At 61.2% G+C, this 15267-nt stretch carries 17 protein-coding genes and 1 pseudogene; 10 read left to right on the top strand and 8 right to left on the bottom strand.

Annotation, left to right across the window (positions count from 1 at the left end; genetic code table 11):
- Nucleotides 1–159 precede the first annotated feature (159 nt).
- The 3 genes from BFP96_RS28125 to BFP96_RS28115 form a co-directional block, all read right to left on the bottom strand.
- Nucleotides 160–1158 (bottom strand): NAD(P)H-quinone oxidoreductase, encoded by a 999-nt coding sequence (locus tag BFP96_RS28125; RefSeq protein WP_065884735.1) that lies wholly within the window; start codon nt 1156–1158, stop codon nt 160–162.
- Between the two features lie 202 nt (nt 1159–1360).
- Entirely contained in the window at nt 1361–1843 is a 483-nt protein-coding gene (locus BFP96_RS28120) for a copper chaperone PCu(A)C (protein WP_065937431.1), read from the bottom strand.
- The gene (locus BFP96_RS28115) at nt 1843–2451 is read right to left on the bottom strand and encodes an SCO family protein (protein ID WP_065937430.1); all 609 of its coding nucleotides are present in this window, start codon (nt 2449–2451) and stop codon (nt 1843–1845) included. The genes BFP96_RS28120 and BFP96_RS28115 overlap by 1 nt, the downstream gene beginning before the upstream one ends.
- Nucleotides 2452–2630: 179 nt before the next feature.
- Here BFP96_RS28115 and BFP96_RS31930 point away from each other — a divergent pair.
- Nucleotides 2631–2878: pseudogene (locus BFP96_RS31930) on the top strand (DUF2946 domain-containing protein); the annotation flags it as partial.
- A gap of 98 nt (nt 2879–2976) precedes the next feature.
- On the opposite strand, the gene BFP96_RS28105 reads toward BFP96_RS31930, so the two are convergent.
- Nucleotides 2977–3453, bottom strand: a complete 477-nt coding sequence (locus tag BFP96_RS28105) for a hemerythrin domain-containing protein (protein ID WP_065894243.1) — start codon at nt 3451–3453, stop codon at nt 2977–2979.
- 279 nt (nt 3454–3732) lie between these two features.
- On the opposite strand from BFP96_RS28105, the gene BFP96_RS28100 reads away from it, so the two are divergent.
- Nucleotides 3733–3939, top strand: coding sequence for a PLD nuclease N-terminal domain-containing protein (locus tag BFP96_RS28100; protein WP_065884730.1), 207 nt, complete (start codon nt 3733–3735; stop codon nt 3937–3939).
- A gap of 60 nt (nt 3940–3999) precedes the next feature.
- Here the strand turns inward: BFP96_RS28100 and BFP96_RS28095 are convergent, their stop codons facing one another.
- Together BFP96_RS28095 and BFP96_RS28090 are read right to left on the bottom strand one after the other, a co-directional pair.
- Nucleotides 4000–4560, bottom strand: coding sequence for a type 1 glutamine amidotransferase domain-containing protein (locus BFP96_RS28095; RefSeq protein ID WP_065937428.1), 561 nt, complete (start codon nt 4558–4560; stop codon nt 4000–4002).
- Nucleotides 4561–4590: 30 nt separating this feature from the next.
- Nucleotides 4591–5094: a DUF4142 domain-containing protein gene (locus BFP96_RS28090; RefSeq protein WP_065884728.1), complete on the bottom strand. Its 504-nt coding sequence runs from the start codon at nt 5092–5094 to the stop codon at nt 4591–4593.
- Nucleotides 5095–5290: 196 nt separating this feature from the next.
- Between BFP96_RS28090 and BFP96_RS28085 the strand changes: the two genes are divergently transcribed.
- The 4 genes from BFP96_RS28085 to BFP96_RS28070 all read left to right on the top strand — a co-directional run bounded on the left by BFP96_RS28085 (nt 5291) and on the right by BFP96_RS28070 (nt 7967).
- Entirely contained in the window at nt 5291–5515 is a 225-nt protein-coding gene (locus BFP96_RS28085; protein ID WP_065894245.1) for a hypothetical protein, read from the top strand.
- 2 nt (nt 5516–5517) lie between these two features.
- Entirely contained in the window at nt 5518–5949 is a 432-nt protein-coding gene (locus BFP96_RS28080) for a DNA methylase (protein ID WP_065894246.1), read from the top strand.
- Nucleotides 5946–6674 carry a DUF72 domain-containing protein gene (locus tag BFP96_RS28075; protein WP_139113461.1) on the top strand — a complete coding sequence of 243 codons (729 nt, stop codon included), beginning with the start codon at nt 5946–5948 and terminating at the stop codon, nt 6672–6674. The genes BFP96_RS28080 and BFP96_RS28075 overlap by 4 nt, the downstream gene beginning before the upstream one ends.
- Nucleotides 6675–6809: 135 nt before the next feature.
- Entirely contained in the window at nt 6810–7967 is a 1158-nt protein-coding gene (locus BFP96_RS28070; RefSeq protein ID WP_065897153.1) for an alpha-hydroxy acid oxidase, read from the top strand.
- Nucleotides 7968–8161: 194 nt separating this feature from the next.
- Here the strand turns inward: BFP96_RS28070 and BFP96_RS28065 are convergent, their stop codons facing one another.
- Nucleotides 8162–9088, bottom strand: a complete 927-nt coding sequence (locus tag BFP96_RS28065) for an alpha/beta hydrolase (RefSeq protein WP_065894251.1) — start codon at nt 9086–9088, stop codon at nt 8162–8164.
- Between the two features lie 181 nt (nt 9089–9269).
- Between BFP96_RS28065 and BFP96_RS28060 the strand changes: the two genes are divergently transcribed.
- Nucleotides 9270–9857, top strand: a complete 588-nt coding sequence (locus BFP96_RS28060; RefSeq protein ID WP_065884722.1) for an NUDIX domain-containing protein — start codon at nt 9270–9272, stop codon at nt 9855–9857.
- Nucleotides 9858–10432: 575 nt separating this feature from the next.
- On the opposite strand, the gene BFP96_RS28055 is transcribed toward BFP96_RS28060, so the two are convergent.
- Nucleotides 10433–11005 (bottom strand): LuxR C-terminal-related transcriptional regulator, encoded by a 573-nt coding sequence (locus BFP96_RS28055; protein WP_065884721.1) that lies wholly within the window; start codon nt 11003–11005, stop codon nt 10433–10435.
- A 144-nt stretch (nt 11006–11149) separates the two neighbouring features.
- Here BFP96_RS28055 and BFP96_RS28050 point away from each other — a divergent pair, with 144 nt between their 5' ends.
- From BFP96_RS28050 to BFP96_RS28040, 3 genes are read left to right on the top strand one after another with little or no spacing between them, the layout of a single operon-like run.
- On the top strand, nt 11150–12328 hold the full coding sequence (locus tag BFP96_RS28050) for an acetyl-CoA acetyltransferase (RefSeq protein ID WP_065897151.1): 1179 nt from the start codon (nt 11150–11152) through the stop codon (nt 12326–12328).
- 3 nt (nt 12329–12331) lie between these two features.
- Nucleotides 12332–13861: a class I adenylate-forming enzyme family protein gene (locus BFP96_RS28045; protein WP_065937427.1), complete on the top strand. Its 1530-nt coding sequence runs from the start codon at nt 12332–12334 to the stop codon at nt 13859–13861.
- Nucleotides 13862–13895: 34 nt separating this feature from the next.
- A complete protein-coding gene (locus tag BFP96_RS28040) occupies nt 13896–15215 on the top strand; it encodes an MFS transporter (protein ID WP_065894258.1) in 1320 nt (439 codons plus the stop codon).
- The last annotated feature ends 52 nt before the right edge of the window (nt 15216–15267 follow it).

The raw sequence follows: 15267 nt of genomic DNA, 5'->3' as shown, positions 1-15267 counted from the left end.
TCGGCCAGCGTGGTTTGACGGGGCGCTTAAGATCAAAAGCAGATCAAGATCAAGATCACGAGCGGCTCGCTTCGCATCGTGGTTACGGTTGGGCGCTGCTGAGTTGTGTGGGTACCTATGCTCCAGAGGGAGCAAGGTCACTCGCCACAGGGGGGTGGTTTATTCGACGCGCAGCACAATCTTGCCGATATGGTCGCCACCTTCCATGCGGGCGTGAGCCTGGGCGGCGTCGGTGTATTCGTACACCTTGTCGATGATCGGCAGGCAACGCCCTTCGCTCAGCACCGGCCAAATGTGTTCACGCAACTGCTCGGCGATGGCGGCCTTTTCTTCGCGGGTGCGTGCGCGTAGCAGGGAACCGGTGATGACCGCACGTTTGCCGAGTATGGTCAGCAGGTCCACCTCATTGGCCTTGGCGCCACCGAGGAAGCCCAGTATCACCAGGTGGCCGTCCATGCCCAGGGCCTTGAGGTTGTTGTTGAGGTAGGAGGCACCCATGATGTCGAGAATCACATCGACGCCTTTACCTGCAGTTTTCTCGGCGATGACCTGGGCAAAATCCTCTTCGCGATAATTGATCGGCTGCGCCCCGAGCTTGGCGATCGCCGCGCATTTATCGGCGCTGCCGGCGGTGGCGAATGCCTCGATACCGAATTCCCGGCAGAGCATCAGGGCGGTGGTGCCGATACCGCTGGTGCCGCCGTGGATCAGCGCGCGCTGGCCGTTGCAGGCGCCGCCGAGACCGAACAGGTTGGCCCAGACGGTGAAGAAGGTCTCCGGCACGGCCGCCGCTTGAATCCAGTCCATGCCTTCGGGAATCGGCAGCGCCTGGCTGGCCGGCACCGCGCAGAACTGCGCATAGCCGCCGCCATTGGTCAGTGCGCAGACCTTGTCGCCGAGTTCGTATTGATGCACGCCTTCGCCCAGCGCCACCACTTCACCGGCCACTTCCAGGCCGGGGATCGGGCTCATGCCGGGTTTCATCGGGTATTTGCCGGCACGTTGCAGGGCGTCGGGACGGTTGACCCCGGCGGCATGCACGCGAATCAGGATCTCGCCGGGGCCGGCCACCGGTACGTCTGCGCGACGCGGCTGCAGCACGTCGGGGCCGCCGGGAGCGGTGATTTCGATCAGGGTCATTTCTTGAGGCAGGGTCATGGATGGGTTCCTGTAACGATGAGCGTACGGGTTGGGACCATAACGAGCGGTCGACGGTTCAGCCAGATCATGCCCGCTTCCAGCTGCAGTGCAACCACCATGGCGCCAACCTTCCCCATCGGTCAGGTTTTGCACGAGTGGTTGCGAACCGAACACATTGAGCGTGCGATAGCGTTCATCCTGGTGTCAGAGAGTTCGCCCCTCAGTGCATCTTGCTATGGTCCATGTGGCTATGATCCATCCCATCCAAACCACGCGCTGGCGCTTCCACTTCGATGGTCTGCTCAGTGCCCTTGGCGTCTTTTACCACAAGGGTCAGCGGCACCTGGTCGCCTTCCTTGATCTGGCCGGTCAGGCCCATCAGCATCACGTGGTAGCCATTCGGGTCGAGCTTGACGGCTTTGCCTGCGGGCAGGGCCACCGAGTCCACCGGGCCCATGCGCATTACGTCGTCTTTCATGCTCATTTCATGGATCTGCACGTCTTTGGCCACTGGTGAAGCCACGCGCAGCAACTGGCTGTCAGCGTCGGCGGTGACGGTCATGAACGCGCCGCTGGACGGTTGGCCGGGCACGGTGGCACGTACCCAGGCGTCGCTCACTTGCACCTGGGCGCTGGCGTGGGCGGCGAGGCCGAGCAGGGTGAGGCCGAGGGTGAGACGCTTGAGGTGTTGAACGGCAGTCATTAGCAGACCTCCATGACGGTGAGCAGGTCTTCTGCGCACTCTTTAGCGGTAAGGGATGCCTGCAAGCCAAGGCGCAGGTTGCCACGGGTATCGAACACGAAACTGGTGGCGGTGTGGGACAGGGTGTAGGTGTCGCCGGCGGGGATCTTTTCATAAAAGATCCCGAATTCCTTGGCGGCCACGGCGATTTCTTCCGGGGTGCCATACAGGGCTTCGAAGCTGGGGTCGAAGGCCTTGACGTATTTATCGAGTATCTCGGGGGTGTCTCGCTCGGGGTCCAGGGTGATGAACACCACCTGCATGATTTCACCGTCGCGGCCCATCAGCTTCTTCGCCTGGGCGGCGCGCGCCAGGGTGGTCGGGCAGACCGCCGGGCACTGGGTGAAGCCGAAGAACACCACGGGCATCAGGCCACGGTACGAGCTCAGGGTGACGGTTTCGCCGTCGGTGTTCTTGAGCTTGAAGGTGCGCCCCATGATCTTGTCACTGAGGTCCTTGCCGTAATTGAAATCCAGCTTGGGGCTGTAGTCACAGCCGCCCAGCAGGCTGCCAAGGCCCAACAGGCCCATGCCGGTCAGCACTTTGCGGCGGGTGAATAACGTACTCATCAACTGTGCATCCTGTGAAACGCCTGAATGGCTCTGGAGTTGCCCACCCGGCTTTGAAAAGGAGTAACGAGAAGGGTGCAGAGTCTAGCAACCCTGGGCCCCGGCGTAATCTGCGACGTTCTGCCACAGGGGCGCGCTGCGCTCTATCCTTTTGTGGCTTCGGTGGTAGGGGCGCGGCGATGAAATCGAGCTGCCTCGAGCGGGCGCTGATCGCCTGGGCCCTGTATTCCTGCGTACTGGTGAACCTGTTCCTACGCGGTTTGGGGGCATGGGCACATGGTCGGTCAACAGCTTGATGGCCACGGCGGCCAGTCAGGCGCAGTGGACGGCGGCCAGCCGATAATTTTCCGACAAGGGGTGGGCTGGCCTGTCTTCCAGCAACATCTCGAACTACTTTGCCTGCCCCGTATGCAGGGCTTCAATCGTATTTTGACCGGCCTGGTTGCTGAGGATAAGGCGTCAGGGCCGGTAAACAGGCCCTGACGCTTGCGCCAATCAAAGCGCAGACAACGTGACCAATAGGCCTTACGCAGCCATTGGTTTACTCGTCATGGCCTTTTTATGAGCCGCTTTCATCGCTTCCATTTCAGCCCCGAGTTCCTCCAGCACCGCTTTGCCCAGAAGCTTCCTGGCCTCTGGAAACATCTCGGTTTCTTCTTCTTCGATATGGTGCTCCAGCAGCTCCTTGACCACTTTGACTCGACCGGAAAACTCGGTGGTGGACGGGTCGGTCTGCTTCAGGTCGGGCAGCACCAATGAGTCGACGGTGCGGTGCTCTTCCTTGGCTTCGTGGTACATGATGTCTTGTTCCTTGCCGCCGGCTTTTCTGAAAGCAGGGTAGAGAATTTCTTCTTCCAGCTTGGTGTGCAGGGTGATTTCCATCTCCAGCTTGGCCAGCAAGTCGGTGCGTTTTTTCACCCCGCGTTCGGTGGATTCGCTCAATTGGGTCAGCAGGGTCTTGACGCGTTCGTGGTCGGCTTTGAGAAGGTCGATGGCATTCATGTGGAACCTCACGGGTAATGGTCGGGCATGTCGAAACGCACGCCTCGTGAGTAAGCTCATTGCATCACGCGTACCAACTTCTCAGGCCAGTAAATTATGTTTTAAATCAAATGGATGGCGTCAACCCGTCGGGTGGTTGTCGTGCAGCTTGCATGATCGGGGGTTGCCGGGATTGCACAACGCACAACCGCCGCCGCTGTTGAAGTGCGTTGCTGAACAATTCGATGGAACCCCTGGCGCATTTGCTTGACCTAACCCTTAGACTTCAGGAGGTGAAGCATGCAAATTGAATATATCTGGATCGTACTGGCAGTGATTCTGCTGCTGTTGGAACTGTGGGCCATCAACATCGTGTTGCGCAGTACCGGCGGCTGGGAGACCAAGGGCTTATGGGTGGTGGTGCTGATCTTCGTACCCCTGCTGGGGCTGATCGCCTGGGCGATGTTCGGGCCCAAGCGCGAGATGGCGCAACCACGTAAACACTGAAGCGTTCAGTTAAAAAAACAGGCGCCCCATGGGGCGCCTGTTTTTATTGCGGTGGACGGATCAACCCGCAACAGCCTGGGCAATCGCCTCATTGAACGCCGGCAAATCGTCCGGCGTGCGTGAGGTGATCAAGGTCCAGCCATTGGCCTTGCATTCCTTCACCTGGGCGTCGACCACACTGGCGGCGCCAGCGTTCTCCAGATCGATACGCACGCTTTTAAACGCAGTCAGGGTCTTGCCTTTGACCACGCCCGCGTCGATCAACGTCCACGGGCCGTGGCAGATGGCCGCGATGGTCTTGCCGGCCTGGGCGAACTCGCTGATCAAGCGCAGCGCGGCGCTGTCCTGGCGCAGGGTATCGGCATTGACGGTGCCGCCAGGGATGACCAGCGCGTCGAAGTCGCTGCCGATCACGTCCGACAGTTGCACGTCGGATTCCACGGTCTGGTCCTTTTCCGTATCGCCCACGAAGGTCTGGGTAGTGCCACCTTTGCTGGAGGCGTGCGTCACGGTCGCGCCGAAACCACGCAGGGCTTGCAGAGGCTTGAGCAGTTCATCGCGCTCGATGCCGGTATTGGAGGTGATGATCAGGATTTTCTTACCGTTGAGTTGCGCACTCATAAGCGGGTGTCTCCTGTTTGGGTAAGTGAATTAATGGGCGTATTTGCCTTGCAGCGCCTTGGCTTTTTCCAGGTGTGCTTCAAGGGTCGGCAGGGTCTTGGTGGCGAAAGCTTTCAACTCGGCGTTGTCCGAGGACTCTGCTTCCTTCTTGAACAGTGCGACGGTTTTCTCGTGGGCGTCCACCTGGTTGTTGGCGTAGGCCTTGTCGAACGATTCATCGCGCATTTCCAGGATGGCTTTCTTCGCCTTGTCAGTCAGGGCGGCGTCATCCGGTACTTCGATATCGAGTTTTTTCGCCAGTGCCATCAGTTCCTGGTTGGCCTTGGTATGGTCGGTAATCATGTGCTGCGCGAAGGTCTTCACGTCCGCCGAACTGCTTTTTTCCAGCGCCAGTTTGCCGGCTTCCACCTCGGTGATACCGCCCTGGGCGGCGCTCTCGACAAAGTCGTTGGAGGTGGCGGCCATCGCGGTGGAAATCGAGCCTGCAACCAGCGCGAATGTCAGGCCCATGTGTTTCATCAGTCGAGTCGTCATGGTGTCTCTCCTTGGAAATGGCGTGTTGCCGTTACGAGACTGTTGAACCGGCGCCCGGGTAAAAGGTTTAAATTTTTTTTGCACGCATTGACCGAACGGCAAGCGTGGCAATTTCCTTGAACTAATCCAAATTCACAGGGTTCTGCTGCATAGGGTCGCCACTGTGGGTGACCTGTCATTACCAGGAGATAGCACCGTGACTGATCACAAGCCCGCCGATAAAACCCCCGCGCCCGTCAGTTCCGAAGACGCGCAAAAGGGCAATGCCGACGACACTAAAGGGCAGTCCCTGGAACGTCCGAACCCCAGGACCGAAACCATCGATAAAGTGGTGACGCCGACCTCGATCAAGGACCTTGAGCGCCAGACCGATGCGATCAATGAGAAGCTCAGCAAGGGACAGCTCAGCAAGGGGCAGTGAGCATGGCCCGTTCCATCAGCGCGTCGGAACTGGGAATCGAGCTCAAGCCTGGCGATGACAGCAGCCTGTTCAAGTGGTTTATCGCCAGCTTCCTGATGGGCAAGCGCATTCAGGCGCCGATTGCCGCGCAGGCGTACAGGGTGATCATTGAAGAGGAGGGCCGCGACACGCCGCGTAAATTGCAGCACTGCACGTCGCGGCAACTGGTCGCCATGTTGGGGCGCGCGCATTACGTGCGTTACGACGAAACCACGGCCCAGCGCCTGTTGGACCTGAGCGCAAAACTCAATGCCGATTACAGCGGCAGCATCACCCGGATGCTTGAGGCCAGCGACGACCGCCAGGCGTTCGAAAGGCGCCTGGGTGAGTTCGACGGCGTCGGGCCCAAGACCATCGAGATTTTCATGCGCGATGCGGCCACGGTGCTGTTTTGACAGCACCGCTGTATGTGGGCTGTGCTGGCTGGAGCCTGCCCCGCGAGCATTGGCCGGCCTTCCTTGGGCAAGGCACGCATCTGCAGCGCTACGCTTCGCGTTTCAATGCGGTGGAAATCAACAGTTCGTTTTATCGGCCCCACTTGCCGAAAACCTACGCGCGCTGGCGCGATTCGGTGCCTGCGGGGTTTCGTTTTTCGGTCAAGATGCCCAAGCGGATCACCCACGAGCTGCGCTTGCAGCAGTGCGCCAGCGCCCTGAACGAGTTTCTCGCGCAATGCCTGCAACTGCACGAAAAGCTCGGTTGCCTGCTGGTTCAGCTGCCGCCGTCCTTGAGTTATGAACCGCTGGTTGCCCGCGCCTTTTTCGAGGCGCTGCGCCAGGGTTTTGCCGGCGCCGTAGTGCTGGAGCCGCGCCATGCCAGTTGGCTGGCGGCTGGGAGTCTGTTGCGAGCCCTGGAGATTGGCTGGGTCACCGCCGACCCCGATGTCATTGCCGCAGGCGATGCCTGGCACGGCGTGCATTATTGGCGCCTGCATGGCTCGCCTCGCATTTATCACAGCGCTTATGGGCATGAGCGGGTGCAGGCGTATGCGCGGTTGTTGCGCCAGTCGATGGAGGAGGGCATTCCCACTTGGTGCATCTTCGATAACACCGCCAGCGGCCATGCGATCGCCGATGCCCTGGACCTGCTGGACCTTCATCGGTCGCACCTCCCGACCTGATTGAAAAAAGCCTCGCCGGTTTACCTGGGCCGGGGCAGGGCGCCGCCGTGTACAGCTCGCGAGATAAACGCAATGGCTGGTTGCCTGGGCGATCGCCGGTTACTCTCTGGGTTCAGTTCAGGGAGAGGTGACCCGATGTCGTTGATCACAACCATCGAAGACTTACGCAAGCTTGCGCAAAAACGTGTGCCCCGCATGTTCTACGACTACGCCGATTCCGGCTCCTGGACTGAGAGCACCTACCGGGCCAATGAAAGCGATTTTGCCCGTATCAAATTCCGTCAACGCGTGGCGCGCAATATCGATGAACGTTCGATCCGCGCCAGCATGATTGGCCAGGACATGGCCATGCCGGTGGCGCTGGCACCTACCGGCCTTGCGGGCATGCAGCACGCCGATGGCGAGATCCTCACCGCGCGCGCCGCTGCGGCTTTTGGCCTGCGCTATACCTTGTCGACCATGAGCATCTGTTCGCTGGAAGACATCGCCGAGCACGTCGGCCAGCCCTTCTGGTTCCAGTTGTATGTGATGCGCGATCGCGGGTTTATCGAGCGCTTGATCGAGCGGGCCAAGGCGGCGGGTGTTGATGCGTTGGTGTTGACGCTGGACCTGCAGATCCTCGGGCAGCGTCACAAGGATTTGATCAATGGCTTGTCGGCGCCGCCCAGGCTGACCCTGCCGAACATCCTCAACATGATGACCAAGCCGCGCTGGGTGATGGGCATGCTCGGCACGCAGCGTCGTGGTTTCGGCAATATCGTCGGGCATGTGACGGGCGTGGCCGACATGAGTTCGCTGTCGGCGTGGACTGCCCAACAATTTGACCCGCGCTTGAGCTGGGACGATGTGGAGTGGATCAAGAAGTGCTGGGGCGGCAAGCTGATCATCAAGGGCATCCTCGATGTGGAAGACGCACGCCTGGCGGTCAATACCGGCGCCGATGCGTTGGTGGTGAGCAACCACGGTGGCCGTCAGCTGGATGGTGCGCCGTCGAGCATCAGCCAGTTGCCGGCGATTGTGGAGGCGGTGGGCAATCGCATAGAGGTGTGGCTCGATGGTGGCATTCGCTCCGGCCAGGACGTACTCAAGGCCATGGCGCTGGGCGCCAGGGGCACGATGATCGGACGCCCGCATCTGTATGGCTTGGGCGCGATGGGCGAAGCGGGCGTGACCAGAGCGCTGGAGATCATCGCCCGTGAGTTGGATGTGTCGATGGCGCTGTGTGGCTATAACGATATACGTGATGTGAATCGCGAGATCCTGCTGCCTGGCACGTTTCCTGACGGCGTTTGATGGGCAAAAAGAAACGGAAAAGTAAAAAGAGTTGTCCACGAAAACCGTGGGTATCTCTGTGGATAACTTTGCAAGGCCCCGGCAGCATTGGCGATTTAACCTGCGATCAATATTTGATCAACTTTCAATGACGGCCAATACGGGCAGGGTTTGCGCTTGACAGGCCTTGGCCAAGCCAGTGCCGAAAAGTGCGTTTATGAGTCACCGTCTCGGCCTGTGGAGTGGCTGACCACCGGTGATGGCATCGTCGTTTGCATCAGCTTGTCCAGCGCCACGCCATAATTGCGCCCGGCCAGGCTCATGCTGTTGTTGTGGCCGGCCCCCGGCACCAGTAACAGCCGCTTGGGTTCCTGGGCGGCTTCGAATAACTGCTGGCTGAAACGCGGTGGTACGTAGCGGTCATCAAGGCCGTGCACCACCAGCAATGGCATATGGATATCGGCCATCTTGTCGATGGAATCGAATTTCTGCGACAGCAACCAGCGCACCGGCAGTGAGGTATCGGCAACGGCCGTGGCGACATCCCCCAGGGACGTGAACGTGGATTCGATTACCAGCCCGCGTACCGGCAACGGCACCTGCCTGCTCAACTCGGCCGCGAGGTCGATGGCCACCGCGCCACCCAGGGAATGGCCGTAGATCAGGCGTTTACCGGGGTCCGGCTGCAAGGTTTGAAAGCGTTCCCAGGCGATGCGCGCGTCTTCATACACCGTGGTTTCCGAAGGCAGGTCGCCCTGGCTTTTGCCAAAACCGCGATAGTCGATGGCCAGCACCGAATAGCCCAGGGCGTGCAACTGTTCGATGCGAAACAGCTGGCCGGTGAGGTTCCAGCGCACGCCGTGCAGATAGAGGATCGCAGGCGCATCCTTGCGCGCGGCCGGGTACCACCAGCCATGGATATTCTGGCCGGATTTGAACGTGGCGGGCTTGATATCGAACTCCTGCACGGCGCTTGGCAGGCCGGTGTACCAGCCTGCGGTGCCCGGCTCGATGCGAAACACCAGTTCGCGCTCCTTGTGTTGCAGCACGGCGCAGCCGACCGGCAGGCCGACGATCAGCAGGGCCATGCACAGCAGCACAAACCGGCGCAGGCCCCGGCGGGGTATGGAAAAAGCTGACATGAAGATTCCAGTACAAAAGCCAAGCTCGGGTTGTACCAGATGGCCCGGGCAGAGCAAAAATTAATACGACGGCCGTGACGCAGGATTGCTTGCAAAGTGTTGCAGCGACCCATCCGGGCAACCGGCTTGACGCTGCATGGCCTGCACGCGATGCTCCGCTTCTTTGAGCAAAGGCCCGACCATGGACAACAGCCCCGTGCGCATCACCGCCGAAGAAACCCTTTCGGACAACTGGTACCTCTTGAAGAAATACAGCTTCGACCTGCGCCGTCGCGACGGCAGTTGGCAAGCCCAGACCCGCGAGGTGTATGACCGGGGCAACGGTGCGACCATCCTGTTGTACAACCGCGAGCAGCGCACGGTGCTGCTGATCCGCCAGTTCCGCATGCCGACTTTCGTCAATGATTACCCCGGTTACCTGATCGAAGCGGCGGCCGGGTTGCTCGACAACGCCAGTCCCGAAGAACGCATCCGCCTGGAAGCCGAGGAAGAGACCGGCTACCGCGTGGGGCATGTCGAAAAAGTCTATGCGGCCTTCATGAGCCCGGGGTCGGTGACCGAGCGCATTCACTTCTTTACCGGCGAATACCAGGCGGGCGACCGGGTTGGCGCCGGCGGCGGCCTGGCGGAAGAGGGCGAGGACATCGAAGTGCTGGAACTGGGGTTCGAGCAGGCGTTGGGGATGGTGGCCAGCGGAGAGATTGTGGATGGCAAGACCATCATGCTGTTGCAGCATCTGGAACTGCGGATGTTGAAAGAGCGTTGGTAGGGGGGAGCCTGACGAGCAAAATGAGGGAGGGGCGGTGCGACGATTCGTCTTGCCCCCGATGGCCATAGATATCGACACAACGCAGTAGCGCCCACCCGTAACCACGATGCGAAGCGAGTCGCTCTGGCTCTGGCTTTTGATCTTGATCTCAGGCGCCCCGTTAAACCACGCTGGCCGAACGCAGGCTTGAATCCGTGGGCAACCCGGCAGGACGCCGGGTTAGCCGCACTGGGCCAAGGATGGCCCATTGCGGCGGCCCACGGATTCAAGCCTGCGTTCGGGCACACCGAGCCCAAGCGAGGTGCCGAGTGGTGGGGCAAGAGCCCTTTGGTTACTTTGGGGCTTTTCCAAAGTGACCCGCCGTCAGGGCGGAACCCTAAGCAGCCGTTACCGCAGAAACGGATATGTACTCGATCTGATCCAACATCCTGGTCGGCCCTGAGGCCGCCATCGGGGGCAAGCCCCCTCCCACATTTGGACCTCGGAGTGTCAGGTAAATACGCGTTGGCTGTTCGGCCGTCATTGGGGGCAAGCCCCCTCCCACCAAAACCAACAAACCCAACCGAAGACCCCCCTCACGCCACCATAATAATCTTCGACACCAACTCCACCACCGTCTTGGCCTGCAATTTCCTCATCAACCGTGCCCGATGCACTTCAACCGTGCGGTGGGAAATCCCCAGGCGCAGGGCGATTTCCTTTGATTTGAGCCCGTTCACGATATGCATGGCAATCTCGCGCTCCCGCGGCGTCAAGTCCCCGGTGCCCTGGTGACTGCGGTCCAGGCGTTCGAAGTGCCAGATCATCAGCTTGAACGGGTCCCTGGGCGTAAGCGTGTAGCCATGGGATTTGGCCCAGAACACCTCGCCGTTGCGATGCTGCATGAAGCGCTCGTCGGAATAAAAACCGTTGTCGCTGTCGAGCAACCAATCATGGCTGCGCTTGCCGATGGCGTGGTAGTCGGCCTTGGACGGGTAGATCAGCAAGGTCAACTGATTGACCAGCGCCTCGCGGGCATAGCCGAACAGTTTCAGGAACGCGTCGTTGCAGTCGAGTATCACGCGGTTGCTGGTGACCAACTGCGGAGCGGGGGACAGTTTGAACGCCAGGCGTTCGAGGTCTTGCAAGGGCTGGGTAAACACGGTCATGGGCATCCTGCCTCGTTGTTCAACTCACTGGCGAATACTTATCCTTGTAACTACTTATCCATGTAAGTAGTTACACGAATTGGCGTGCGGCCAGAGCTGGTTCATTGTAGGGGAAGTCCGGTTGAAGAACAGAAGAAATTGATTATGCCTGTTGATTGCGTGTCTATCGTTGCCGCTGGTCATTCGCGTTTTGGTCGTCTGGAAGGCACCACGCTGGAGGATCTGATTGTTCAGGTCACGCGTGAGGCCCTCGGCGATGCCGACCTTGAGGCATCGCAAATCGATGCGCTGTTCCTTGGCCACTTCAATGCCGGGCTGGTGCCCGACGGTTTTGCCGCGTCATTGCTGCTGCAGGCCGACCCCGGGCTGCGCTTCAAGCCGGCCACGCGCTGTGAAAACGCTTGTGCGTCCGGTTCGGCGGCGATCCAGGCCGGGGTCAATGCGATTCTCTCCGGCAGCGCCGAGTTGGTGCTGGTGGTGGGCGCCGAAAAAATGACCCACACCTCCACGGCTGCGGTCACCCAGGCGCTGGCCGGTGCCGGTTACCAGAACGATGCCGCCGAGGCCGGCCTGAGTTTCCCGCAGCTGTTCGGCCGTGCCGCGCGCCAATATGCCGAGCGTTACCACAGCCCGCTGGGCTCGATGGCGGCGATTGCCACCAAGAATCACTCCAATGCCATGGCCAACCCGTTGGCGCAGATGCACCGGGAGATGAATTTCGAGCACTGCAACAATGTGTCCCAGAGCAACCCGTTCGTGGCCGATTCGCTGCGCCTTACCGATTGCTCGCTGATCAGCGACGGTGCGGCGGCAATCATCCTGGCTTCACCCAAGCGGGCGCGGGCGTTTCGTCGCGATGTGCAGATTCGCGCGATGACCCAGGTTAATGACACCTTGCCTATCGCCCAGCGCGACATCCTCGCGTTTGAAGGCCCGCAGCGGGCCATTCACTCAGCCTTGCGCGGGGCCAGTGTGACCCTGGCCGACCTGAGTTTCGCCGAGGTGCATGATTGCTTCACCATCGCCGAACTGCTGATCTACGAAGCCATGGGCCTGGCGCCCAAAGGCGAGGGGCACCGTGTACTCGACAGCGGCGTGGTGCGCGCGGGCGGGCGCTTGCCGGTGAACCTTTCCGGTGGGCTCAAGGCCAAGGGCCATCCCGTCGGCGCGACGGGTGTCTCGATGCATGCCCTGGCGTTCCGGCAATTGACCGGCGAGCCGATCGGCCTGGCGGTGCCCAACGCGGAGTTCGGGCTGGTGTTCAACATGGGTGGAATGGCGGTGGCCAACTACGCCTCGGTCCTGCATGCGCGCCGGTACTGAGCCATGAACATTGCCAATTGGTTGCACGATACCCAACGTCGCGACCCGCAACGCCCGGCACTGTTCGACGGCGCCCGGCAAGTGGCCGACTACGCCACCTTCACCGCCCATGTGCGCCAGCGCGCCGCGCAGTTGCAGGACCAGCACGGCGTGCAGCCGGGGGATGCGGTGGCGGTGCTGATGAAAAACAGCTGCGACTACCTGGAGTTGCTCTACGCCATCTGGTGGATGGGTGCGGTGGCGGTGCCGATCAACGCCAAGCTGCATCCGACCGAGGCGGCGTGGATCGCCGATAACGCCCAGGCCCGCCTGATCTTTACCGATGGCGGCCGGGTGTTTTCAGCGCAGGACCTACCCCTGCGCTGCACAGAGCTCGATGGCCACGTGCTGCCGCCTGACCCTGGCGGGCCGACACGGGAGCAACCGGTGCCGCGCCAGGATCACGATCTCGCCTGGCTGTTTTACACCTCCGGCACCACCGGGCGTTCCAAGGGGGTGATGCTGTCCCATGGCAATCTGATCGCCATGTCGTTGTGTTACGCCACCGATGTCGATCCGGTGAGCGCCGACGATGCGGCGCTGTATGCCGCGCCGATGTCCCATGGCGCCGGGCTCTATAACTTCATTCACGTACGCTGCGGCGCGCGCCATGTGGTGCCGGCGTCCAATGGTTTTGACGCCGCCGAGCTGTTTGGCCTGGCGGCCGAGCTGGGCAGTGTTTCGCTGTTTGCCGCGCCGACCATGGTCAAGCGCATGGTCGAGCAGGCGCGGCGCCAGGGCTACAGCGGCGCAGGCATCAAGACCATAGTCTACGGCGGTGGCCCGATGTACCTGGCCGACTTGCGCGATGCTGTCGACACCTTTGGCGCCCGCCTGGTGCAGATCTACGGCCAGGGCGAGAGCCCGATGACCATCAGCGTGCTGCCCCGTGGGCTGATTGCCGACCGTCAACGCCCTGATTGGGCGACCCTGGCCGCGTCCGTCGGCCATGCGCAAGCCTGTGTGGAAATCCGCATCCTTGATACCGGGCACCAACCGCTGCCCATGGGAACGCGCGGCGAAATTGCCGTACGTGGCGCTACGGTGATGCAGGGGTATTGGCGCAACCCCGAGGCCACGCGCCAGGCCCTGGTCGATGGCTGGTTGCTGACCGGCGACATCGGTTTCCTCGACCCCGCCGGCTACCTGACCCTCACGGATCGCTCCAAGGACGTGATCATCAGCGGCGGCAGCAATGTCTACCCGCGCGAAGTCGAGGAGGTGCTGGCCCAGCATCCCGAGGTGTTTGAGGTGTGCGTGGTGGGTGAACCGGACCCGCAGTGGGGCGAGTCGGTGGTGGCGTTTGTGGTGACGCGCAGCGGCCAGCCCCTCGACGAAGCCGAGCTGACGGCCTGGTTCCTGGCGCGCATGGCATCGTTCAAGAAACCCAAGAAATATGTGTGGCGCAGCGAATTGCCCAAGAACAGCTACGGCAAAATCCTCAAGACCGACTTGCGGCAATCGCTCAAAGCGGCGAGTATCGCCGCGTTTTAGCATGGATCGACAAACAGACAAGGAGTCCCCCTCGATGGGCAATCACGCGCACGACACTGTCCGCAAACGCCGCCGCGCGTTTCTCGGTGCCACCTCCGGCCACTTGATCGAGTGGTACGACTATGGCGTCTACGGCTTTCTTGCCGTCTATATCGGCCAGGCGTTCTTCGTCTCCGACGACCCCACCACCAGCCTGCTGGCCAGTTTTGCCGCGTTCGCCCTGAGCTTCTTCATCCGGCCCCTGGGCGGGCTGTTCTTCGGCCCGCTGGCGGACAAGATCGGCCGGCGTAAAACCCTGATCATGGCGCTGGTGATGATGACCGGCTCCACGGTGATGCTCGGTTTGCTGCCCACGTACGCGACCCTGGGCATCGCCGCCCCGATTCTGTTGATCCTGGTGCGCTGTGTACAAGGCTTCTCGGCGGGCGGTGAAATCGGCACGGTCACCAGCTTCATTTCCGAATACGCCGGTCCCGGCCGACGCGGCTTTGCCACCTGCTGGTTGATGGTCACCGCCGTGCTTGGCCTGCTGCTGGGCGGCGCCGTGGCCAATGGCATGACCTGGGTGCTGGGCGCCGACATGATGCAGGACTGGGCCTGGCGCGTGCCGTTCCTGATCGCCGCGCCGCTGGGCTTCATTTCCATGTACATCCGCCTCAAGCTCGAAGACAGCCCCGAGTTCCTTGCCCTGCAACGCGCCGGGCAAACTTCTCGCGCACCCCTGCGCGAAGTCTGGCAGTGGAAGCGCGCGATTGCCCTGGTGTTCTTCATCATCACCTTGCACAGCTCGATCTTTTACCTGGTGCTGACCTTTGCCTCGACCTACATGGCCAAGATTCTCAAGTTCGACAGCGGCACCACCTTGCTTTATGTGTTCGTCGCCAGCTTCTCGGCGGCCTTCGTCATGCCGTTCGGCGGCGCCTTCACCGATAGGTACGGGCGCAAGCCGTTCCTGATGGTGATCGGCACACTGGCGACCCTGGCGATGTTCTGGCTGTTCAAGATGGCACCGACCGCCACGCCGGCAACCTTCTTCGCGCCGTTGATGGCGGTGGCGATTCTGTTCGGCCTGTACGCTTCGTCCACCTATGCGCTGATGAGCGAACTGCTGCCCACGCGCATCCGTTCCACCGGGATTGCCGTGGCGTACAACGTGCCCGTTGCGGTGTTTGGCGGCAGCGCGCCGCTGATCTCCACCTGGCTGATCAAGGTGACCGGTGACATCACCTCGCCCTGGTACTTCTATGTGGCGACCGGGGTGGTGTCGCTGATCGCTTTGGTGCTGCTGCGCAAGGAGGACTTTGTGGCCAGCACCAGCCCGGCGGCAGTGCCTGCGGCGGCGGCATTGGCTTGAGGGCGCGGTCGCCGGGCGTTGCATCGAGGCGTTAACTGCGCCAGGCTTGGCA

The sequence above is a fragment of the Pseudomonas sp. 34 E 7 genome (genome assembly GCF_900005715.1).
Classification (GTDB): domain Bacteria; phylum Pseudomonadota; class Gammaproteobacteria; order Pseudomonadales; family Pseudomonadaceae; genus Aquipseudomonas; species Aquipseudomonas orientalis_A.
Note: the sequence above shows the minus strand (reverse complement) of the source record. Positions and strands in the feature narration are given on the sequence as shown.

Coding starts and splice junctions, on each gene's coding strand:
- BFP96_RS28070 (WP_065897153.1), top strand. CDS start 6,810: ATGTCGTTGATCACAACCATCGAAGACTTACGCAAGCTTGCGCAAAAA.
- BFP96_RS28065 (WP_065894251.1), bottom strand. CDS start 9,088: ATGTCAGCTTTTTCCATACCCCGCCGGGGCCTGCGCCGGTTTGTGCTG.
- BFP96_RS28050 (WP_065897151.1), top strand. CDS start 11,150: ATGCCTGTTGATTGCGTGTCTATCGTTGCCGCTGGTCATTCGCGTTTT.
- BFP96_RS28045 (WP_065937427.1), top strand. CDS start 12,332: ATGAACATTGCCAATTGGTTGCACGATACCCAACGTCGCGACCCGCAA.
- BFP96_RS28100 (WP_065884730.1), top strand. CDS start 3,733: ATGCAAATTGAATATATCTGGATCGTACTGGCAGTGATTCTGCTGCTG.
- BFP96_RS28095 (WP_065937428.1), bottom strand. CDS start 4,560: ATGAGTGCGCAACTCAACGGTAAGAAAATCCTGATCATCACCTCCAAT.
- BFP96_RS28060 (WP_065884722.1), top strand. CDS start 9,270: ATGGACAACAGCCCCGTGCGCATCACCGCCGAAGAAACCCTTTCGGAC.
- BFP96_RS28040 (WP_065894258.1), top strand. CDS start 13,896: ATGGGCAATCACGCGCACGACACTGTCCGCAAACGCCGCCGCGCGTTT.
- BFP96_RS28115 (WP_065937430.1), bottom strand. CDS start 2,451: ATGAGTACGTTATTCACCCGCCGCAAAGTGCTGACCGGCATGGGCCTG.
- BFP96_RS28090 (WP_065884728.1), bottom strand. CDS start 5,094: ATGACGACTCGACTGATGAAACACATGGGCCTGACATTCGCGCTGGTT.
- BFP96_RS28080 (WP_065894246.1), top strand. CDS start 5,518: ATGGCCCGTTCCATCAGCGCGTCGGAACTGGGAATCGAGCTCAAGCCT.
- BFP96_RS28125 (WP_065884735.1), bottom strand. CDS start 1,158: ATGACCCTGCCTCAAGAAATGACCCTGATCGAAATCACCGCTCCCGGC.
- BFP96_RS28120 (WP_065937431.1), bottom strand. CDS start 1,843: ATGACTGCCGTTCAACACCTCAAGCGTCTCACCCTCGGCCTCACCCTG.
- BFP96_RS28105 (WP_065894243.1), bottom strand. CDS start 3,453: ATGAATGCCATCGACCTTCTCAAAGCCGACCACGAACGCGTCAAGACC.
- BFP96_RS28055 (WP_065884721.1), bottom strand. CDS start 11,005: ATGACCGTGTTTACCCAGCCCTTGCAAGACCTCGAACGCCTGGCGTTC.